At 46.2% G+C, this 21,380-nt stretch carries 19 protein-coding genes; 8 read left to right on the top strand and 11 right to left on the bottom strand.

The annotated features are described in order from the left end of the window. The first annotated feature begins 199 nt into the window (after window positions 1–199). Window positions 200–1,693, top strand: a complete 1,494-nt coding sequence (locus tag QUB37_RS27240; protein WP_333168143.1) for a HoxN/HupN/NixA family nickel/cobalt transporter — start codon at window positions 200–202, stop codon at window positions 1,691–1,693. Window positions 1,694–1,813: 120 nt separating this feature from the next. Here the strand turns inward: QUB37_RS27240 and QUB37_RS27235 are convergent, their stop codons facing one another. From QUB37_RS27235 to QUB37_RS27225, 3 genes are all read right to left on the bottom strand, one after another. Beyond that, the gene (locus tag QUB37_RS27235) at window positions 1,814–2,251 is read right to left on the bottom strand and encodes a DUF6918 family protein (RefSeq protein ID WP_333168142.1); all 438 of its coding nucleotides are present in this window, start codon (window positions 2,249–2,251) and stop codon (window positions 1,814–1,816) included. A 373-nt stretch (window positions 2,252–2,624) separates the two neighbouring features. Then, on the bottom strand, window positions 2,625–2,807 hold the full coding sequence (locus QUB37_RS27230; protein ID WP_333168141.1) for a hypothetical protein: 183 nt from the start codon (window positions 2,805–2,807) through the stop codon (window positions 2,625–2,627). Window positions 2,808–2,854: 47 nt separating this feature from the next. Continuing rightward, window positions 2,855–3,160, bottom strand: a complete 306-nt coding sequence (locus QUB37_RS27225; RefSeq protein ID WP_333141061.1) for a hypothetical protein — start codon at window positions 3,158–3,160, stop codon at window positions 2,855–2,857. Between the two features lie 18 nt (window positions 3,161–3,178). Here QUB37_RS27225 and QUB37_RS27220 point away from each other — a divergent pair, with 18 nt between their 5' ends. From QUB37_RS27220 to QUB37_RS27210, 3 genes are all read left to right on the top strand, one after another. Beyond that, window positions 3,179–4,876, top strand: a complete 1,698-nt coding sequence (locus tag QUB37_RS27220; protein WP_333168139.1) for a Ycf66 family protein — start codon at window positions 3,179–3,181, stop codon at window positions 4,874–4,876. Window positions 4,877–5,078: 202 nt separating this feature from the next. Continuing rightward, on the top strand, window positions 5,079–6,545 hold the full coding sequence (cobQ, locus tag QUB37_RS27215; protein WP_333168137.1) for a cobyric acid synthase CobQ: 1,467 nt from the start codon (window positions 5,079–5,081) through the stop codon (window positions 6,543–6,545). A gap of 82 nt (window positions 6,546–6,627) precedes the next feature. Beyond that, window positions 6,628–6,864 (top strand): 2Fe-2S iron-sulfur cluster-binding protein, encoded by a 237-nt coding sequence (locus tag QUB37_RS27210; protein WP_006634188.1) that lies wholly within the window; start codon window positions 6,628–6,630, stop codon window positions 6,862–6,864. Between the two features lie 95 nt (window positions 6,865–6,959). Here the strand turns inward: QUB37_RS27210 and QUB37_RS27205 are convergent, their stop codons facing one another. Continuing rightward, the gene (locus tag QUB37_RS27205) at window positions 6,960–8,294 is read right to left on the bottom strand and encodes a hypothetical protein (RefSeq protein WP_333168135.1); all 1,335 of its coding nucleotides are present in this window, start codon (window positions 8,292–8,294) and stop codon (window positions 6,960–6,962) included. Window positions 8,295–8,391: 97 nt separating this feature from the next. On the opposite strand from QUB37_RS27205, the gene QUB37_RS27200 reads away from it, so the two are divergent. Next, on the top strand, window positions 8,392–9,180 hold the full coding sequence (locus QUB37_RS27200) for an SDR family oxidoreductase (protein ID WP_333168133.1): 789 nt from the start codon (window positions 8,392–8,394) through the stop codon (window positions 9,178–9,180). A 479-nt stretch (window positions 9,181–9,659) separates the two neighbouring features. On the opposite strand, the gene QUB37_RS27195 is transcribed toward QUB37_RS27200, so the two are convergent. From QUB37_RS27195 to QUB37_RS27175, 5 genes are all read right to left on the bottom strand, one after another. Then, window positions 9,660–10,439 carry a photosystem II S4 domain protein gene (locus QUB37_RS27195; protein ID WP_333057868.1) on the bottom strand — a complete coding sequence of 260 codons (780 nt, stop codon included), beginning with the start codon at window positions 10,437–10,439 and terminating at the stop codon, window positions 9,660–9,662. 238 nt (window positions 10,440–10,677) lie between these two features. After that, window positions 10,678–11,502 (bottom strand): SWIM zinc finger family protein, encoded by an 825-nt coding sequence (locus QUB37_RS27190; protein ID WP_333168131.1) that lies wholly within the window; start codon window positions 11,500–11,502, stop codon window positions 10,678–10,680. Between the two features lie 96 nt (window positions 11,503–11,598). Beyond that, a complete protein-coding gene (locus QUB37_RS27185) occupies window positions 11,599–14,889 on the bottom strand; it encodes a DEAD/DEAH box helicase (RefSeq protein WP_333168129.1) in 3,291 nt (1,096 codons plus the stop codon). A gap of 220 nt (window positions 14,890–15,109) precedes the next feature. Beyond that, window positions 15,110–15,700, bottom strand: a complete 591-nt coding sequence (locus QUB37_RS27180) for a Uma2 family endonuclease (RefSeq protein ID WP_333168127.1) — start codon at window positions 15,698–15,700, stop codon at window positions 15,110–15,112. 81 nt (window positions 15,701–15,781) lie between these two features. Beyond that, entirely contained in the window at window positions 15,782–16,288 is a 507-nt protein-coding gene (locus QUB37_RS27175; protein WP_333168125.1) for a hypothetical protein, read from the bottom strand. 288 nt (window positions 16,289–16,576) lie between these two features. On the opposite strand from QUB37_RS27175, the gene serA reads away from it, so the two are divergent. Further along, window positions 16,577–18,160: a phosphoglycerate dehydrogenase gene (gene serA, locus QUB37_RS27170; RefSeq protein ID WP_333168123.1), complete on the top strand. Its 1,584-nt coding sequence runs from the start codon at window positions 16,577–16,579 to the stop codon at window positions 18,158–18,160. Between the two features lie 184 nt (window positions 18,161–18,344). Then, on the top strand, window positions 18,345–19,235 hold the full coding sequence (prmA, locus tag QUB37_RS27165; RefSeq protein ID WP_333168121.1) for a 50S ribosomal protein L11 methyltransferase: 891 nt from the start codon (window positions 18,345–18,347) through the stop codon (window positions 19,233–19,235). A 54-nt stretch (window positions 19,236–19,289) separates the two neighbouring features. Here the strand turns inward: prmA and QUB37_RS27160 are convergent, their stop codons facing one another. Both QUB37_RS27160 and trxA read right to left on the bottom strand, forming a co-directional pair. Continuing rightward, on the bottom strand, window positions 19,290–19,883 hold the full coding sequence (locus QUB37_RS27160; protein WP_333168119.1) for a hypothetical protein: 594 nt from the start codon (window positions 19,881–19,883) through the stop codon (window positions 19,290–19,292). 87 nt (window positions 19,884–19,970) lie between these two features. Then, window positions 19,971–20,288, bottom strand: coding sequence for a thioredoxin (trxA, locus tag QUB37_RS27155; protein WP_333168117.1), 318 nt, complete (start codon window positions 20,286–20,288; stop codon window positions 19,971–19,973). Between the two features lie 73 nt (window positions 20,289–20,361). On the opposite strand from trxA, the gene fabG reads away from it, so the two are divergent. After that, window positions 20,362–21,126 (top strand): 3-oxoacyl-[acyl-carrier-protein] reductase, encoded by a 765-nt coding sequence (gene fabG / locus QUB37_RS27150; protein ID WP_333168116.1) that lies wholly within the window; start codon window positions 20,362–20,364, stop codon window positions 21,124–21,126. The last annotated feature ends 254 nt before the right edge of the window (window positions 21,127–21,380 follow it).

The raw sequence follows: 21,380 nt of genomic DNA, 5'->3' as shown, positions 1-21,380 counted from the left end.
GGGTTTTGACATCACTGTTAGTGGTTGGCAGTATGGCTAATTGAGAATGGTGCAAGATCTCAGTTTTAACCGACTTTCGCTATGAGACGGAGATTTCAATCCCCGGCGGCCTTGCGGGTAAGCGCGCTGGAAAAATCACAACAAAAACAAATAATTCATCCGAAAATAACTAAAAAAACAGGAATTTATGCAGTACAAAATGAACCGAATTTCCAAATTATTTATCCTATTTTTCTTGACATTTTCCTTGTTACTAACAACCTCAACCCGCCCAGTTTACTCGCACTGGTCAGACTTATCCGTAGCAGAAATAGTAGTCAACGATTTGCAAACCGAAATAACATTAACTTTCCCAACTGGCTTAACAAACTTCGCCGACGACAATCGAGACAGCCAGCTACAATCTGCTGAAGTTCGCAGCCACCAAACACAGCTAGAAAAGTTTTTTAGCCAACAAATTCGCCTCACCAACAGTACCAACATTCAAGGCTCAGTAGCAGTAAAACCGCTAGAAATAGCAGCTAAAAGCGCCAGCGTTATCCAGCAGCCCAATACCCACAGCACCTTAATTTTAGACTACACCTGGCCCGCATCTTCTCAAGATAAAACCCCCGGTTTACCTGAATCAATTTCCATCTCCAAACCAGAGAAATTGCGGATTAATTACAATCTGTTTTTGCCCGGAGTTCCGACAGCTAGCTGTCAAGCTACGATTGTGCAAGCCGGTGCTGTAAAAAGCTTTGTGTTTACGCCGCAAAACCGGGACTTTTTGTTAGCAGCAGGAAACGAATCAATCTGGGATTCAGGTTGGAGTTTACTGCTAGCAGTAGCGGGAGCATTTGCTTGGGGATGTGTGCACGCGATGTCGCCCGGACACGGAAAAACCATAGTCGGCGCTTATTTAGTGGGATCGCGGGCCACTCCCCTACACGCTTTATTTCTAGCAGCGACCACTACAATTACTCACACTGCTGGCGTGTTTGCTGTGGGCGGAATTACTTTGTTTGCTTCTAACTTAATCGATCCAGAAAAATTAGATCCTTGGCTGAGTTTAATCTCTGGTTTATTAGTAGCCTTCATCGGGTTTAACTTACTTTTCTCAAAAATCAAGACTAGGTTGGTAGTAAAAAAGGAAGTTCTCACAAAAATCCAGACTAAAATTTTTAATAAAAACTGGTTTCTAAGGACTAAAGTCTTTACTGCGGAATATGAAGAACCAGTGAATCTTTTGAGTAGAGGAAGTTGGGAGCGAGAATTTAAGCCTGTAAAACCCGATATATCTCACCACTACCACGATCACGGAGACGGCCGGATTCACTCGCATTTGCCTCCCGGTGCTGACGGTTCTGCTATTACTTGGAAAAGCTTATTAGCGTTGGGGATTTCCGGCGGTTTGTTGCCTTGTCCTTCCGCTTTGGTGATGCTGTTGAGCGCGTCGGCTTTGGGCAATGTTGGTTTGGGAATGACGCTAGTGGTAGCGTTTAGTTTGGGATTGGCTTTAGTGCTGAGTGCGATCGGATTAATCTTAGTTTATGCCAAACGGAATTTTGATAAACTGCCCAAACAGATAACAGCAGTCAAATTTCTGCCTGCGATTAGTGCGATGTTTGTAATGTTTTTGGGGTTGGGAATTACCGGACAGGCGATGTTGAAAATATTGGGGGCGAGTCAATGGGTAGTTGGCAATGGATAAGCATAAAATTAGGACTCTCCCTCCTAACTACAAACTTCCGAATAAGTCTGATTTTAGACACCCGATTTCTGGAAGAAGCCGGGTATCGGGGTATTCTGTTTTTTAGCCGTTGCTCACTTATCAGGCCGCACTATGTTTATTAATAATTTCGGCTAAATCCGGTACTCCCTTTTCCACGTAATTCTTAGCTGAGGGGCGGAGTTTGGCATAGGCGCCTTTAACCATCGCTCTTGTGCTTTTCTCGACCCTTTTGTCACTTATCTGGAGCAATTCGTCTGCTACTTGACCTTTTCTTTGGGCTAGATATTCTACTGGGTTGCCATTGTTTACCCCTTCAGCCCACATCGGATCGAGTGCGATCGAGATTTCGGGCAGAAGTTGATCGACGACTTGGGCGCAATAGTCAGCCCGTATCCCCTTGACAGTAGAGTAGGCAGCTTTAAGAGCCATACCACCCAATCCTGGCGCTGTCGCCACTTGTTGGTCTATCAACTTCACACAGTCATTCACAAAAGTTTCTCTATTGTTTTCATTCAATAGAATATCGCTAAGTCCCATTTTTACTCTCCTTGATTTAATAGTCAATGTGCTTATTAGCTTTGAGCTCAATCTGACATCATATATCTATTTTGAACTTTTACTCAAAGTTCCCCAAGTTTTTTAATGTTTGAATGTCTCTATAAGAAAGCCTAATGTTGAGATTTGTTGAGTATTTTATGGGAATTAATGTTCTATCTACTACTAATTATTAGCCTACGGTTTGTAGTCAGGGGTTTAGTCCTTATTAGGTGATATTAATGAGGACTAAAGCCCTGACTACAAACTGATGATTTGTCAACACTCACATAGAAAAGAGAAGAACTCGAAAAAAATATTATAGAGGCTCTGCCTAAGTTCGATCGCACTTGCACGTATGATTAGGCACGTATGATTAGGATTGGACATTCGGCTTGATGCCTGCAGGTACTGAAACGAGGGGAAGTTTCACGGTTTGAGCCGGGCGATCGCTCGATCGCAATACCAAATTTTTCGGTAACGGCGCGGAAGTGCTGAGTCCGGGAAATATGTGGAGCGATAAGGTTAAACCGGCAGCTAATAATAGTTTTTCTAACATGGCACTGTCTCCAATACATACGCCCTAGGGCATAATTCCTCTTACACCTACAACATATAAACATCCTCAGTCGCTTGGTGCGATCGCACGGGCATAGTTAAGTGACATCTATCACCACTGAGAAGGGGGTGATGGGGATAGGGGGTGTGGGCATAGGGGGTGATGGGCATTAGGGAGGTGGGGGAGAGTGGGAAATCTTGACTCGCACTTCTGGCGTCAACATCCGTTGAACGTGTTAAATTCCTTACACTGCTTCCTTGCCAAACTTCCCTACAAATCAAGAATTGTCCTAGAGAAAGAAGCCGTTGAGTCTCTCTCAAAGGTAGAATTAGCGCGTAGAAGTTATTTGACACAGCGGAGGTACCGACAATATGCTTGCATACTTTCTGGCGTTAGCGGTCGGTCTAGGCAGCTTCAGTATTTACATGGCGGCCTTCTTTTTTCCAGAAGTGCACCGCAAAAGTGATTTTACCTGGAGCGGGGTAGGGCTTTTTTATGCGTTAATTTTATGGGCTTGTGCGGGACGAATTACTGGTGCTCTCCTGCTTGGTCAAATGGCGGGCGTAGCGATGTTGGGCTGGTTTGCCTGGGAAACTCTGACTTTGCGCCGGCAGGTGACGCCCGTTGCTGAGCAAACGCCGATTCCTCAGTCGGCGAATTTGGCTGCAGCAGGCGTGCCGTTTACTGGCTTGTTTGCCAAGAAAAAAGAACCCGCAGCGACGAAAAAACCTAAGTTTGTTCGATCGCCCAAACCGAAAACTGATGTGGTTCCAGCACCCACTCTGGATAAGGGCGAGGTAAAGCTAGAGGAACAGCCGGCGATTGCCCCCATAGCTGAAAGTATTGCCGAAAGTGCGATCGACGAGCCGACGACCGAAAGTGCGATCGCCCCAGACTTGAAAATTCCCGACTCAAAACCACCTGCAATTGCAGAAATACCAGTGTTTTCAGTCGAAACTCCTGCTGCTGAGACTTCACAACCCCCAGCAGAATCAGCAGCCAGCAGCTTCACTCCTCTACCTCTACCTCTAGAAATTTCAGAAATAGCCGTTGCACCAAGTGTGGAGCCAGCAGAGGCTCCGCCAGAGCCTCAACAGCAGCCAGAAGCAGATGATTTTGACGAGGAAACAGAATGGAGGACAGCCGTTAAAGAGTCGCAGGCGGCAGCGGCGGCGGCGGTGGCCCCAACTCCTCCTACTCCTCCTAAACCAGCTAAAAAATCTGGCGGTTTCGGAAGTCTGTTTGACAATATCAAAAATAGTCTCGGCGGTATGTTGGGAAGAGGTGCGGGTAAAAACAAGTCTGATGCAACTCCGCAGACGCCAAAACCTTCTGTGACTCCAGAATCGATCGCACCTGAATCTAAAATAACGGCAACTCCTGCACCGGGTATCGACCAGATTCTCGAATCCGAATTAGCCGAGGCGGCTGCGGAAGTGGCAGCCGAAACCACCAACACTGTTGTGGAAACCAGCCAAGGAGTGCCTTTTCCCACCGATGTTGAAGCAATGGCCGAGTTGATGGCTACAGAAACCGCGAGTTCTGACACAATAGGGGAAACTTCGATCGAAGATCGATCGTCCGCCCAAATCCAGACACCTCTGGCTGCAGTTGGTGAACCGGAATCAGCAGCAGACTTACCAGAAGCAGAAGCCCCTGGTGTATCTCTGGAAACTCAGACACCGCTGGCTGCAGTTGGTGAACCGGAAGCAGCAGCCCCTACTTTATCTCTCGAAGCCCAGACACCGCTGGCTGCAGTTGGTGAACCGGAAGCAGCAGGCGTACCAGAAGCAACAGCCCCTGCTGCATCGATAGAAATGACTGTGGTGGAAATGGCAGCGCCTGTAGAGATAGAAATACCGGGAGAACCTGGGTTGAGCGTGCAGGTGGAAACGGTTTCAGTATCAGTGATCTCGATCGAATCAACAGGTGAAGAACTCTCTTCTGAGGCAGAACAAACTGAATTGAGTCCCCCGAATCACCCCGATCCGAATCTAGTCGAAACTGCTAAACCGGCCACTGAATCCAAGTCTGAGAAACTATCCGACGAAGATAAGCCGTCATCTTAAGGCAGAAAACAAAAGGTAGAAACCAGAATTTTTTTAGATTCTGCCTTCTGCCTTCTGCCTTCTTACTTTTTACTTTTTACTTTTTACTTTTTACTTCTTCCTGACATCCGTTACATCCGTTACATCCGTTATATCCGTTACATCCGTTACATCCGTTACAGAATCCGTTGCCGAACTTCCCTCTTCCTTCTCCCTTAATATTATGAAAGCAATTATGGTCGTGGGGACAACATCTCACGCAGGGAAATCTTTACTCGTTGCAGCGTTGTGTCGAATCTTTTCTCGGCGAGGCTGGCGGGTAACTCCGTTTAAAGGTCAGAATATGGCATTGAATTCCTATGTCACAGCGGCCGGCGGAGAGATTGGTTACGCTCAAGCAGTGCAAGCTTGGGCTGCGGGCGTCGCACCTTGGGTAGAAATGAATCCGATTTTGCTCAAGCCACAAGGAGACATGACTTCTCAATTAATTGTCAAGGGTCGGGCGATCGCAAATGTGCGAGCATCTCAATATTATGAACAGTATTTCGATATCGGCTGGCAAGCTATTCGGGAATCTTTAGAATTTCTCAGCCAAGAATTTGACATGATTGTGTGTGAGGGAGCCGGCAGCCCTGCTGAGATTAATCTCAAACACCGCGATTTAACAAATATGCGGGTAGCTAAATATTTAAAGGCTCGAACTTTGCTAGTAGTTGATATCGATCGCGGCGGTGCTTTTGCTCACATTATCGGTACTTTGGAATTGCTCGATCCAGACGAACGAGCTTTAATTAAAGGATTCATTATTAATAAGTTCCGAGGACAAAAATCGATCTTAGATCCGGGTCTGACTTGGCTAGAAGAAAGGACGGGAATCCCGGTAGTTGGGGTGATTCCTTGGATAGACGAAGTGTTTCCCTCAGAAGATTCTCTCGATTTGCTCGATCGGCGTTCTCCAAATTCTCAAACCGACATAAATATTTCGGTCATCCGCCTGCCCCGAATTTCCAATTTTACCGACTTTGACCCCCTGGAGTCGGAAACTACCGTCACAGTCAAATATGTCAGCCCAAAAGACCATTTAGGCCATCCAGACGCCGTGATTTTACCAGGCTCTAAAACTACAATTTCTGATTTGCAGGTGCTGCGCCAAACAGGTATGGCAAAAGCTATTCAAAATTATTTAGTAGCTGGCGGTACAGTCATGGGAGTTTGTGGCGGCTTTCAGATGCTGGGAGAAAGTATCACGGATAAAGAAGGCGTTGAGGGAGAGAGGGGAGAATTTCCAGGATTGGGGTTGCTGCCTTTGAAAACTGCGATGGCACCGAACAAAATTGCGCGCCAACGAATCGTAACATCTAATTATCCTCAACCGGGTTTGCCAGTTTCCGGTTACGAAATTCATCAAGGAAAAACGCAAATCCTAGAGTCAGATTTGACTCAACCGCTATTTGACGATGCTAGTTTAGGCATTGTCAATACTTCTCAATCAATTTGGGGTACATACCTGCACGGCATTTTTGACAACGGAGCTTGGCGGCGAGCTTGGTTAAATCACTTGCGGCAGCAGCGGGGACTCCGCGCATTGCCTACAGGTATTCCTAATTACCGAGAACACCGAGAAACTCTGTTAGACTCTCTAGCAGATACAGTGGAAAAGCATTTAGATATCAAGCATATTTTAGGTTAATTAGTTAACTGTTGACTGTTGACAGTTGACTGTTGACAGTTGACTATTAACTATTGTTTGTTAGAGTTGAGGTTCAAATTCAATGACAAAAGTTTGTTTTTTACCTGATAACGTGACAGTTGAAGCTGAACCAGGAGAGCTTTTGCTAGATGTAGCCAAACGTGCAGGGGTTTCTATTCCTACCGGCTGTCTCATGGGTTCTTGTCACGCTTGCGAAGTAGAAATTGATGGCGGAGATACGATTTGTGCTTGTATTTCCGGCATCCCTTCCGGGAAAAAGCAAGTGACAATTAATCTGTATGTTGACCCGACTTGGTAATTTGTCAGTTGTCAGTTGGCAGTTGGTTGTTGGCATTAGTCATTAGTCATTAGTCATTAGTCATTAGTCAACAGTCAACAGTCAACAGTCAACAGCTAATTTTTTTGCCATTCTTGCTGTTTCTTGCGAGCCGATTGCAGCCATTTTTGGGATTCGGGATAAACAGTTGTGCTAGGTTTCACGGATTCTAATTGATTGATAATTTGTTGCAACTGGCTGAGGGAGTAACCAGGATTTTGAGAATTCACATCTTTTTGCAAGTTTGCCAACAAGCTTTTAGCTGCTTGCAAAGCTGTTGCAGAATCTTTTTCTGCTTCCAGTCTAATCTGGGTAATTCCTAAATTTTGTTGATATTGAGCGAGTTTGGTTTGAGCGTCGAGATACCCAGGGTTATCGACAGAAATCAATTTCAGTCTGTTAATAGCTTCTTGCCACAATTGTGCTATTTGCTCCCACTGTGCGGCGGGATGGGGAGGTTTTTGGGAGGCGACGGCGGCGGAGAGAGCAAATTCTTTGGCAGCTTCAATTAAGTTGTCAGCCTGCACAGAACCGGTGGCGACGCCGCCCATTGCTTGAAAGTCTCTTTCTGCTGCTTTGAGTGTTTTCTTAGCCGTTTCTCCGGCGAGGGTTTCAGCGGGAATTTGATTGAGTTGGTCGATCGCACTTTGCCAATTTACCGTTGCTTTTTGTCTATCTGCAGCGGTTTTGGCTTGCTGATACTCCTGTTTCGCCGCGTTGAGAGTTTGTTCGACTTGATTTAACTGAGTAAAAGCATTTTTTTGCTGGAAAATCTGAGCCTCCATCCGCCCGACATTTTTGCGGGCGGCTTGAAATTCATCGACTGTAAACCGCCAACGGCAGCCGAAAAAAGAGCAGTAGGTTTGTGGATAATAACCTAAAAACCAAACCGGCAAGGCGTCGAGGTGTTTTTGAGCCTCTTTTGCTTTAATTTCGCCCAAGTCAAAATCAGCGACAGCCGTAGCTTTATTGATTAGTTGATCGGATTGTTCCACAAGGGCGATCGCCTGCCGGTAATTGTGATCCATACTCATAAAACTCGGCAGCAATAATATCGGCATTGTTTTCGCCACGGGCCAGCGAATCATGGGAAAAGGTAGGTTAATCAGCCAAATTATCCCCGCAGCACTTCCCAGCAAACTCCCAGCAAAGATGATTTTACCGAACAATCCGGGCGGGCGGTTGGCTTTTACGGCAGCTTTGAGAGCTTGTTCGCTGAAGTTGGGAAATTCGTCTTTAAAGGTATCGCGGATTTCTTCTCTTGACGCGAAAGTGCCGTTTTGCGATCGAAGTTTCTCCAACCGCTTGATTACCATCCGTCGGTAGACATCACCGGCTAGACTATCAGCCGCCGCGCACTTGTCAACTTCTGCCCGCAAAATTTCAAAAGCTCGATCGGTAAGACGCGCCATAAAACTCACCTATTCCCTTTTAATTATTTTATAAGTTTCCCGTCGAAATAATTGTTAAAATATATAAAGTTTATCTCAAATAATCCGAATTAACTTCATGGCTACTGCTTTAATCACTGGTGCTTCTGGCGGAATTGGTGCAGCCTTTCCCGCCGAATTAGCGAAACGCCAGCACAATCTAATCTTGGTAGCTCGTTCCGAAGACAAATTGCAACAGCTAGCTGCTCAACTGAAACAGGAATTCAATATTTTGGTCGAAATTATCGTTCAAGATTTGACGGCACCAGGAGCCACAAATGCTGTATTTGATACGGTTGTTAAAAAAGGTTGGACGGTTGATTTGTTGGTGAACAATGCGGGTTTTGGCGATTACGGTGCTTTTGCCGATCGCCCGCTTGCGAAACAACTAACAATGGTGCAACTAAATATTGTAGCATTAGTTGAACTCTCGCACTTATTTTTGCAGGGAATGCGGCAGCGAAAAGCAGGAAGTATCATCAATGTTGCCTCCATCGCAGCTTTTCAACCGATGCCGTACTTGTCAATGTATGCAGCTACTAAAGCTTTTGTTTTAAGTTTCAGCGAGGCACTTTGGGCGGAAAACAAAGATTTAGGAATTGGCGTTTTGTGCCTTTGTCCAGGGCCGACTGAATCGGACTTTTTCGCAGTAGCTGAATTCCCTCAATCAATGGCATCCAGCAGCGGGCAAAAACTCGTTCCTGCGGCGGAAGTAGTGCGAGATGCTTTGAAAGCTTTAGAGAAAAATGAGTCTAATGTTGTGACAGGGGGAATTCCCAATCAAATCATTGCAAATATGCCTCGATTGATGCCACGAGAACTTTTGGTAAAGTCGGTAGAAAAGGTGTTTCGGGCGAAAGAGGAATAATCGCGATCGTTGACAATATAAATAAACCCGCCCCCACCCAAGGACAAACATTCGATCGCCCAAAACCCAAATTTTACCAAAAGTCGATCGCACATTCGGGCTACCAAAATACCCGACGCTACCCCACAAGTCCGCCGGGGGTTGAAACCCCCGTCTCATAGCGAAAGTCCTCTAAAAGAGGACTGAAAAGCACATTAAATAAACAATCAAGTATTTGTCACCATAATCGATTATTTTTCACCATATTCTTCAGTCGGTTTCAACCGACTTTAGCTATGAGACAGGGGTTTCAACCCCTGGCGGACTCGCGGACAAACAGACTAGCCCGTGGACAAATAATCGCACTCACAAACAAATGAATTTCCCCCAATTTGAGCAAGCGCCCAGGACTACCAAAGAAACCAAAGAAACCGAGTTTTTCGCAGTTTTTAGGCGGTGTATCCATATTCTCGGAAAAGAATCGGTTTCTGGGCTATAAATTACAAATATCGAGTTAACTGGACTCGATAGCGTTCCTTCTTAGTAACAGCAACTTCCCCAATTTCCAATCTTCCCTTGCCCGTAACAGCAATTAAATCTCCAGACTTGACATTATAACTAGCTTGAGTAACGTCTTTCCAGTTAACTCGCACGTCGCCGCTGCCAATTAAATCTGCCATTTTGCTGCGAGACATTGCGAATCCAGCCGAGGCGACAGCATCCAATCTCATGGATGCTTCAACGGTTGTCATTTCTTTCTTTTTGGGTTCTCTAATTTTGAGTTCGCTCAACTCAATGCGCCGCGTTTGTACAGGAACCGATCGCACTTGCTGCAAACTCATCTCCAAATACTCTACCATCTCCGGCATGACAATAGCTTGCGCGCCGCGTTCTCCCAAAACAATCACATCGCCAGTTTTCTCGCGGACAATTCCCGTACCCAACATCGCCCCCAAAAAGTCGCGGTGAGAAGCTGTATCGAACAAGAAATTGCCAGCGATTTCTACCGCAGCAACGTTAACGCTAGCAGAGTCGATCGGGATATCCGATCGCGCGATCGCAATTCTTTGTCTTTCAGCTTGCGGGTAGCCGCCCCAAGCCACTAATTCCACATCTGTTAAGCGCTTAAATACTGTCAGAGTGTCCGCCAATTCTGGAGGCGACAGAAAATCAGTCAGAGTAACTTCCCAAGTTTTAATTGCTTGTTCCGCTTGGTCGATCGCCCGCGCCACACATTCGCGGTTTTCAATGCCTTTTAACAGTTCTTCTCTTTGTAACATCAGTTAATGCTAGATTCTAATTTGAAATTGCCAAAAATTGCTGTAACTAAAAAGTCTACTTTTTTAACAGTCACACTACTTTAATTATAGTCTAAGATAATCCAATAACGAACTTATGATTTTAGTTGCTGGTAAAGCTGATATGATGAGCACGATTATTGTACCAAATCTATGAAGTCTTCTAGTTTAAGTTTTTGCAAGAGATCGATCGAGTATGGCAGAAAAATTGTCCACCCAACTACTTATTCTTCTTCACCCGCAAATACAGTTCTTCCATCGCCTCAATAAACGAACCATCCTTGTGCCAAAACTGTGGAAAATCTCCCTGTTTCTTCACCACGATCGCACTTACCCCACTTGGCGCTGCCACCTCAATCGTCTGCGGTAATCGCTTCGCACCATGCCAAAACTCTTTCAGGCTGACCGTTTGCGCCTCACTGGCGATCGCCTGCGTGTAATAGGAATCCACTGCCACAGGGGCCGCTGCATCAGCAGTTAACTCTGCAGAAAGCGCCAAGCCCAAAGGCGTTTTTGCTAATTCGTGGTGCAGCACTTCCTTAGAAAGCCCTCGTAATTCAAACAGTAAAAATGGATCTTTGTCCAATTCGGCCGCCACCAAATAATAAACCCCGGCAATATGTTTGCAGGGATTGCTATAGTCTGGGCAAGAGCAAGTAGTCTTAAAGTCCTCGCGGCTGCTGGGTAAAAGGTGCAATCCGAGGGGTGAGAAAGCATTTTCAATGTTGTCAGGCATTTCGTTGAGCAGCAGCCGGGAAATGAAGCTGGCTTTTGATGCCATTTGGGCGATCGCCACTTTCCACTTTGCCTGACTAATCGGCTCAAACTCAATTTTAGTTTTGTACAGAGGCTCCTTATAAACCCCAAAATAAGGATTAACCGAGCCTCTTACTTCTGCCATCACTAAGCCATCATTAATCTTAAAGCTTTTTACCTTGTCATTCCGTGCATAGGAACGTCCGCGTCCGAGCCGCCCAGAATCTGTAAATCTTTCTAACGCATCGATAAATTTATTGCCCCACCAAGTCCGAGTAAATTGTGACATAAGCTGTTCTGCATTTAAATTGTATATTTCGATGACAATCAAAAATCCTCTCCCTCTCTCCCCCTCTCCCCCTCTCCCTCTTTTATGTTGTTTCTCCTAATCTAGAACCGCATTTTTATTGAGCCTAATTAATTTCTTAAATGCCTCATTATCCAACTCAGTCAACCACGATTCATCAGCACCAATAATTGACCCTGCCAATTTCTTTTTGTCCTCAATCATTTGGTCGATCTTTTCTTCCAAAGTGCCAATTGCCACAAACTTATGCACAAACACATTTTTTTGCTGTCCGATCCGAAACGCCCGATCCGTTGCTTGATCTTCCACAGCCGGATTCCACCAGCGATCGAAATGGAACACGTGATTGGCTTTTGTCAGTGTAATTCCCACACCGCCGGCCTTCAGTGACAGAATAAATACCGAAGGTTCAGACTCTGGATCTTGAAACTCTGAAATCATCCGTTCCCGTTTTTCGCGACTGGTTCCCCCGTGGATGTAGTAAGTGTTGTAATGTAGCGTTTGTTTAATGTATTTTTCCAACGCGCTTCCCAGTTCTGTAAACTGCGTAAATACCAATAAACTTTCGCCTTCTGCTTTGACTTCCTCAATCATCTCGATCAGCCGTTCCAGTTTGTGCGATCGCTCTGGTGTAAACTCACTTTCATCCTGCAAAAACTGGCGCGGATGATTACAAATTTGCTTCAGCTTCAGCAGTGTTGCCAAAATCATCCCCTTGCGCTTCATCCCTTCCGCCGCGTCAATTTCTTGTTCTACCTCTTTCACAATCGCTTCATAAAGCGAAGCTTGCTCGCGGGTGAGATTGCAGTAGAGCTTTTGCTCAACTTTGTCGGGGAGATCCTGAATAATCGACTTATCGGTTTTCAGACGGCGCAGGATAAAAGGTTCTACTAATTTTTTGAGCGCGGCTGATTGTATGCGACTCCCATGTTTTTGAATCGGTAATTCAAACAACTTCCGAAACTGTGCCTCTTTTCCCAAATATCCGGGATTGAGGAAATTAAAAATTGACCATAAATCCAGCAATCGATTTTCCACCGGTGTTCCAGTCAATGCTAGTCGATGGGTAGCGGGTAACTTTAAAATCGCCTTGGTTTGCGCCGCTTTCGGATTTTTAATATTCTGGGCTTCATCAATTACCACGCGATGCCACGCTACGCTGCTCAACAGCTTCTCATCTTTTCGCACCAAGGTAAAGGAAGTAATCAACATATCACAATCTTGGACGGCGGCTTTAAATGCTTTGGCATCTTGCAAACGTTGAGGGCCGTGGTGAATCAGCGATCGCAATTCTGGAGCAAATTTTTCCATTTCCTTTTGCCAGTTACCAACTACGGATGTGGGCGCAATTAGCAGCGTGGGTAGAACCGAAGGTGCGATCGCTTTTTCTGTCTTTTTTTCTGTCTCTTTTGTAGTAGATAAAACTTCCCGCTCTTGCAATAATCGAGCAATTACCTGCGCCGATTTACCCAAACCCATATCATCGGCAAGACACCCATTTAATCCCAAACTTTCCAAATAACTCAACCAAGAAACGCCGCGCTTTTGGTAATCCCGTAACTTGCCTTGAAACTTTGCTGGATCTGCAATTAACTCTAACCGACTCTTATCGTTCAGCTTCTCCAACATATCGGATAAAGCCCGATCGCGCTCAACCTCCAACTGTTCGCTCGCTTCTCCTTCTGCCGTCAACTTCATAAAGTCAATCAGGCTTAAATCGGGGTTTTCTTCGCGATGTTTTTGCCAAAAATTTAGCATCTCCTGCATCTTGTCTTTGTCCAGTTCCATCCATTGTCCCCGGAACTGCACCAGCGGTGTTTTGCTATTTACTAACGCCTGCCATTCTTGTTCGCTAACCCGTTCACCCCCGATCGCCAATTCATATTGATATTCCACCAAGGAATCCGCCGAAAACAATCCCTTGCCCTTGATTGCAGGGCTCTTGCTGTCCTTCCCTTTGACTTGCAGGCGAATCTTCGCCCGTTGTCGTCCCTTCGGCGTCCACCAAGCGGGGACAATCACTTTGTATCCGGCATCTTCTAATACCCAAGCGGACTCGCTTAGGAAGGTGAAGGCATCATCTAAACCGAGGGTAATGTTAACGGGTTTGTCGGTTTCTAGCCCTTGCCAAAGTTGGGGATAAATGCGGGCAGCGTAGCCGAGATTTGTCAGCAAATGTTGCTCAAAGTTGTCTCCGAATTGTGTTTGCAACTGTTTTTGTTGAGTCGATCGCGATCGCCAATAATCCTGCAACGGCATCCGCAGAGATGGGTCTTTTTTCGCAGCCACCTGAAACTCTAAAACCCAAGGCTGTTCGGGGTTTTCGGGGGATTGTAGTTGAAAGCAGAGGGAGAATGAGTCAGCAGATTGATTGCGCGTAATGCGATCGCGCCAGGTTTGCCATTGCCGGTATTGATCAAGGCTTACTCGCGCGATTTTTCGTGTTTGGTTGAGGCAGATGTGGAGTAAAGAATCCGCAATCTTCTTTTCAAACGATGCTGGGATGGGGGTTTGAGTGACAATTTCCGTGATCGCACACTCGGAAAAATGCCGCAGCAAGCGTTCGCGATCGTAGAACTTTGGTGTATCTTGTAGCTGGATCTTCCGAAAACCGGACACACAAACTAAAGGCATCCATTCAACATAGCGTTGTAAATCAGTTTCATACTGTGTTGAAACAATTTCCCATCCCGGATAAATCTCAAAGCTGGGTTCAATTTTGGCAGGTGTTTTTGGAGTTTTTGCAGTTGTTTTGGTTTTTGTCTCGCCCGCTTTCTTACGCCCGCGCGTGGCTTTCTCAGCGGGTTCGGATGTTTCGATGGGTGCGATCGCGATCGGAGCAGTTTCTCGATAGCGTAACGCCGGAATATAATGATCTTTCAGAACAATTTGCTTAAAATTTTGGGTGTAGTGATACCAAAATAGCAAGTCTGAACCAAACTGAACTTCTGCTATATCGTAGAGGGCAAAAAAATGCAGATCGTTCAATACTTTAGTCAAAGTGTGGGTGGCGATGCACACACAATCAACTTGCCAATACTCCAACTCAAATGTTTCGGGTAACTCTGTCTCTAAATATCGCGCTAACTCTAAAGAGGGCAACGGCTGGTTGTCTGAAGTGGGCAGTAAAAAATACCGAGGGACGATCGCGTATTCTCGCCCCATCGCACTTGTATTGCTGACTGCTGACAGTTGAATCCCGGCTTCTTTCGTTAGAAACTCTCTTAACTGTGCCGTCTCCAATTGTCGGGGATGAACCTTAGCAGGCTGTTTTTTCTTTTGAGTGGTTTCAACCCAAAGACAAAAAGTTCCAGGTTGAATAAAATTTTCTTCTGCTTGAGGAATCCAAGTCCCGTGGAGGATTTTCATAGGTCATACCAAACGCAACCTTTGGCAGCCTATCATACCATGAATGAGTGGGAAAAGATAAGACGGCGGTTGAAAGCAGGTTTATACAAACCATGTCTGCTGGATGCCGACTAAATAGAATAACGTAATTTTACCCCAGTTGTACTCTTTACTCTTTAACCCGCCTCTGCGTATTTTGACTTGATAGATGCGGTTTCAAACGCCGAGTCTTCTTACAAATTTAGAAAATATCAGTTAAATCCAACACAAAACCTGGTAGTACATCTTCACCGGACAGAGTTGCAGGCGAGTCTAAAATTTCCACATCTGAACCTTGACGGGAGATTTCTACTTTTCTATTTTTGCGATCGAGCAACCATCCCAACCTCGCTCCATTTTTCACATACACTTTCATTTTAGCCCGCAATTTTTCTAGGGAGTCCGTGGTCGAGCGCAATTCCACCACAAAATCGGGACAAATCGGCGCAAATTTCTCTTTCTGTTCTGGAGTTAAAGCATCCCACCTGTCGCGCCGCATCCAAGCAGCATCGGGAGAAATGTCTGTACCGTCGGGGAGTTTAAATCCAGTTGAAGAGTCAAAAGCAATTCCCAAAAGCTTATTTTGACTGCTCCAACCTTCGAGTTGAAAACTTAGATCCGCATTCCGTCTGCCTGTATCGCTACTCGCAGGCGGCATAATAATTAATTCTCCCGTTGCAGTCCGTTCAAATCTTAAATCCCGGTTGTCAATACACAACTGAAAAAACTGCTCGTCTGTTAATTCCAGCGTTAATTCTAGGGGAGAATGTAGGGGGATAGTTTGTAATTCCATAACTGCCTCCAAATATTACACGAGTTGAATGTCAACAGTCAACAGTCAACAGTCAACAGTCAACTGTTAACAAACAAATAACTAAGTCTCTGTATAACCTTGGATATTTTCCGGTTTAAACTGCTGCAAAATCTTCGCAGCTTTCCCAGTCAAATCATCAGTACCCTTAACCGCAATCAAAAATTTACCCGCATTCAAACGGTTGCGGTAGGGCAAAGCATCGCCGCTACCAAAAGCCATACCGCCCGCGCCTCCAACAAACACACTGCCCATTGCAGCGGCGATCGCACCGAGTACACCACCGATCACATGATCGCCAATTTCTCCCGCCCAGGCAAAAGTCTTCAACTCAGTAATCAAGCTGAAAGTAACCCCAGCAATAAAGCCAAAGGGAATCAGCCAAATAGCCATGAGTTTAGCTTGTTTCTTCGCTTGCTGGTTCGGGTCGATCAAGCCAAATTCATCAGCAGTTTTGTAGCCGCGGCCCAAAATACTCACTTGCTTCATAGGCAAGCCTTCTTTTTCCAGAGCACAGTAGGCAGCTTCGGCTTGAATTCGATCGGGCAGTACGGCGATAAGATAATTCATTGAGAATAATTCCTGATAGTTAGGCTGAAATAGCCAAAGTCTATTATAGACCGAAAAGACATACTAGCTAAGCACTTGGGGGATTTTCAGACTGTCAGAGAGTCCGATCGCCCGCAAAGCTGAAATATTTCACGCAAAAAACGGCCGACATTGACCGAATACAGATACAATTCAAACTGCACAAAGGCAAGCTTGAGCTGAGCTGTTAGATACTGCTCTAAGTCATAAGTCTCACTTTGAGCTCGCCAACGCTCGGTCTATTTTTACTATTGCACTCAATTGCTTGCTATGCCTAAAGTTCTAGTATCCGATCCGATCGACCAAGCCGGAATTGACATCCTCTCCCAAGTCGCGCAAGTTGACGTAAACACAGGACTCTCAGCCGAACAACTGGTAAAAATTATTCCAGATTACGACGCTTTGATGATCCGTTCTGGCACCCAAGTTACCAAAGAAATCATAGAAGCCGGGAATTTACTCAAAATCATCGGCAGAGCCGGCGTCGGCGTAGATAATGTCGATGTACCCGCCGCTACCCGCAAAGGAATTGTAGTCGTCAATTCTCCCGAAGGCAACACGATCGCCGCCGCCGAACACGCGCTCGCCATGATGCTCTCGATGTCCCGCCACATCCCGGAAGCTAACGAATCCGTCAAAGGTGGTAAATGGGAACGCAACCGCTTTCTCGGCGTAGAAGTTTACAAAAAAACCCTCGGCATCGTCGGTTTGGGCAAAATCGGCTCCCACCTCGCCGCCGCAGCCAAAGCAATGGGCATGAAACTGCTGGCCTACGATCCCTTCATTTCGACGGAAAGAGCCGACCAGTTGGGCTGCCGCTTGGTAGAACTCGAACTGCTGATGCGCGAATCCGACTACATTACCCTGCACATCCCCAAAACGCCGGAAACCCTGCACTTAATTAACGCTGAAGTGCTGTCGAAAATGAAGCCCACGGCCCGCATCATAAACTGCGCCAGAGGCGGCATCATCGACGAAGCAGCCCTCGCAGAAGCTATAAAATCAGGCCAGATAGCCGGCGCAGCGATCGACGTTTACGAACACGAACCCCTCGAAGCCGATTCCCCGCTGCGGAGTGTCGGCCAAAACATCGTGCTGACACCTCACTTGGGCGCTTCGACGGCGGAAGCTCAGGTGAATGTGGCGATCGACGTGGCTGAACAAATTCGCGATGTACTGTTGGGGCTGCCCGCGCGATCGGCTGTCAACATACCAGGAATTTACCCAGACTCGATCGAAAAACTCAAACCCTACCTGCAACTCGCCGAAACCCTCGGCAACCTTGTCAGCCAGCTAGCCGGAGGCCGAGTCGATTACCTCAACGTTCAACTGCAAGGCGAATTGGCCAGCAACCAAAGCCAGCCCGTAGTCGTTGCCGCCCTCAAAGGCCTGCTCTCCCAAGCCCTGCGAGAGCGCGTTAACTACGTCAACGCCAGCATTGAAGCCAAAGAACGCGGAATTCGCGTCGTCGAAACCAGAGACGCCTCAATTCGCGACTACACCGGCTCCCTGCACCTCTCGGCCAAGGGAACCCTCGGCGAACACACCGTGACAGGTGCAGTGCTCGGCGAAAGCGAAATTCGGATTACCAGCGTTGACGATTTCCCGGTTAACGTTTCCCCCACTCACCATATGCTGTTTACCCTGCACCGCGATATGCCGGGGATTATCGGCAAAATTGGTTCCCAATTGGGCAGTTTTAATGTCAATATTGCCAGTATGCAAGTAGGCCGTAAAATCGTGCGAGGCGATGCGGTGATGGTTTTGAGCCTCGATGACCCTCTACCAGAAGGGATACTGGCCGAGATCCTAAAAGTTCCGGGAATTCGGGATGCTTACACGGTAAATCTTTGACGGATTTTGGAGTTTAGATTTTGGATGCCAGGGCTGATAATTGGTAATGGGTAATTGGTAATTGGTCATTGGCCTGAAAGCGGGAATTTTTCTATTAGCCAATCCTCCTTCCTCACTCCCCAGTTCCCAGTCTCCAGTTCCCCTGGGCCAATCTAAAATCTAAAATCTAAAATCTAAAATCGTTATGGCACATAGCTGGTGGGAAATTAGAATTCTTTGCGATCCGGCGCTGGAAGATATCATCTTTTGGCGTCTGGAACGATTTAACTGTCGGGGAACTGCTACTGAGCTCAAAAGCAATTCCTGCCTGATGTCGGCTTATTTGCCCGAAGAACAGGCAGGATTGCTGGATTTGGCCGCTCTGTCTCTGTGGCTGCGCCAAGATGCTCTGTGTGCAGGTTTGCCCCTACCTGCGATGCAGTGGGATTTGATTGAAGATGAAGACTGGGGCAGCACTTGGAAGGAGCACTGGCAGCCTCAAGAAGTGGGCGATCGCTTTTTAATTAATCCCGCCTGGCTGCCCCTACCAACTGATACCGATCGCGTCATTTTGCGTTTAGATCCGGGTGTAGCTTTCGGTACTGGTGCTCACGCTACTACTCAACTTTGTCTGGAGTCGCTGGAAATGCGTCTCGGTTTTGATGACAAAGAGTGCGTAGTTGCTGATATCGGCTGCGGATCGGGTATTTTGTCGATCGGCGCGGTGTTGTTGGGCGCTACAAAAGTTTATGCTTTGGATACTGATCCTTTGGCAGTGCGATCGACCATTAGCAACAGACTACTCAACCGCATTAATTCTCAGCAGTTGGTTGCAGAGCTCGGCAGTATCGATCGCTTGAAAGAAATGGTAGATGAGCCGATCGACGGTTTGATCTGCAACATTTTAGCAGAAGTAATCATTGATTTAATCCCGCATTTCACTGCAATTAGCAAACCAACTACTTGGGGCGTGCTCAGCGGCATTTTGCTCGACCAAGCTAAGCCAATTGCTGACACTCTCGAACAGCATGGCTGGATTGTCGCTACTCTGTGGAAGCGCCAAGATTGGTGTTGTTTTAATATTCGGCGAAGTTAACAATATGGTAATTGCTAATTCCTCATTGCTAATTGGTAATTTTGAGCTCATGTTTCATCTTTGGGAAGTGAATTTAAATAAATCTCGCACCTGAAAATAAACCGCGCCAGCCCAGTAAAAACCATTCACCAAAATTAACAACGTTTTTCCAGCATAAGAATTAACAAAACCAAAAACCCGGAAAGTTGACAGCAGCACCAACAACATTTCAACCACAGAAACAATTGAACCGTAGTGCTTCCTATCCCAATAAGAAAACGGGCTAATAAAACGGTAATTGCTAAACGGAAAAAAGTGCCGGTGAGCGTCGTCATTGTGGACAGGCAAATCTCCCAGAGAGTGCAGTATCATGCTCATAAACAAAATTTGCACACTTTGCCAGCCAAAGTAATAAGCAATTAGCAAACCAATAACCGCCAGAGGTATAGAATGAAACAGAGCCACAATATTTTGCACAAAAGGCTCATAATATGCTTTTGACCAAATTGTAGCTGCGGGCAAGCGAGCAATGTATTTCGCCCAAAAGTAAAATAAAAATATCGGAATATCCGGCAAAATTCCGCCGATCACAATAATGAGATTAGCTTGCGGCAGTTGCGGTGTGCCGAGAATTGCCAGATTGATAATAGCGTGGCTGGGAGTCTTCATACGTAGGGTGCGTCAACTAGGGTTATCTTATTCATAATTAATCAGATATGGGCTGACACACCCTACGTGCGAGATAATTGACTCCGGTTACAAGAAAGGTTGCACTCGATCGATCAACTGCGCCGGTTGCATAACTCCCTCAATGCGATCGACCTCAGCGCCATTTTTGAACAACACCAAAGTCGGCAAAGCATAAATGTGATGCTGCGACGCCAACTGTTCGTACTTATCCGTGTCAATTTTGACAACCATCAGCTTGTCTTTCAATTGACCACTCACTTGTTCCAAAATCGGTGCCATCATCTGACAAGGCCCGCACCAAGTAGCGTAAAAATCCACCAACACGGGCAAGTCAGAGCCCGATAGTAACTCTTCAAAACTGCTGAACTGTTTTTGAACTGCCATAAGACAAAATAATTTTTTGGGTTCTGGCTCGATTTTAGTGCAAAATTCTCTGGTAGATTGCGAGGATACAATTATGGAACTATTACCAGAGACTTTTCAGAGATTGCGGGGTCAAGTTGCTGTCGTGACCGGTGCGTCGCGGGGAATCGGCCGCGCCGTTGCTTTAACACTAGCAGCAGAAGGCGCTAAAGTCGCCGTCAACTATGCGAGTTCGAGTGCTGCTGCTGATGAGGTGGTAGCAGAAATAGTCGCAGCAGGAGGAGAAGCTGTGGCACTTGCAGCAGATGTCTCGAAAACTGACCAAGTAGATTTACTCACCAGTAATGTCATGGAAAAATGGGGACGAATTGACATTTTGGTGAACAATGCCGGCATTAATCGCGATACTTTGCTGCTGCGGATGAAGTTGGAAGATTGGCAAGCGGTAATTGATTTGAATCTAACCGGCGTGTTTTTGTGTGCGAAGGCTGCCAGTAAAATCATGCTGAAACAGCGAAGCGGCCGAATTATTAATATTGCTTCGGTTGCTGGACAAATGGGCAATCCCGGACAAGCTAATTACAGTGCGGCGAAGGCTGGGGTAATTGGGTTTACTAAAACTGTGGCGAAGGAGTTGGCCAGTCGCGGGATTACTGTGAATGCAGTTGCACCGGGTTTTATCACTACAGATATGACTAAGGATGTCAAGTCTGATGAGATTTTGAAATATATTCCCTTGGGGAGATATGGGGAAGTTGAGGAAGTTGCGGGGATGGTCAAGTTTTTGGCGGCGGATGCGGCGGCGGCTTATATAACGGGGCAGGTTTTTAATGTGGATGGGGGAATGGTGATGGCTTAGGATTTGATTTTTTAACCGCAGATGAACGCGGATGAACGCGGATATTTGCGGTTAATAATTATTTCAGGGCGGCACGCAACTGACTAAGGACTTTTTTGTATTTGGCAATGCGTTGGAAATCTGCCTCTGTCGGATTGGCGATGCGACGAATATCAAGGTTATGAGTAACATCAGCGAGGGAGCATCCCGCTTTTTAACTAAGCAGAAATACCGAGCTTGATGTCGTTATTTAAATATGCACATCTCAGTCTTAA

The sequence above is a fragment of the Microcoleus sp. AT3-A2 genome (genome assembly GCF_036705685.1).
GTDB lineage: Bacteria > Cyanobacteriota > Cyanobacteriia > Cyanobacteriales > Microcoleaceae > Microcoleus.
The sequence above is the reverse complement of the archived record's forward strand: the minus strand, read 5'-3'. Positions and strand labels throughout refer to the sequence as shown.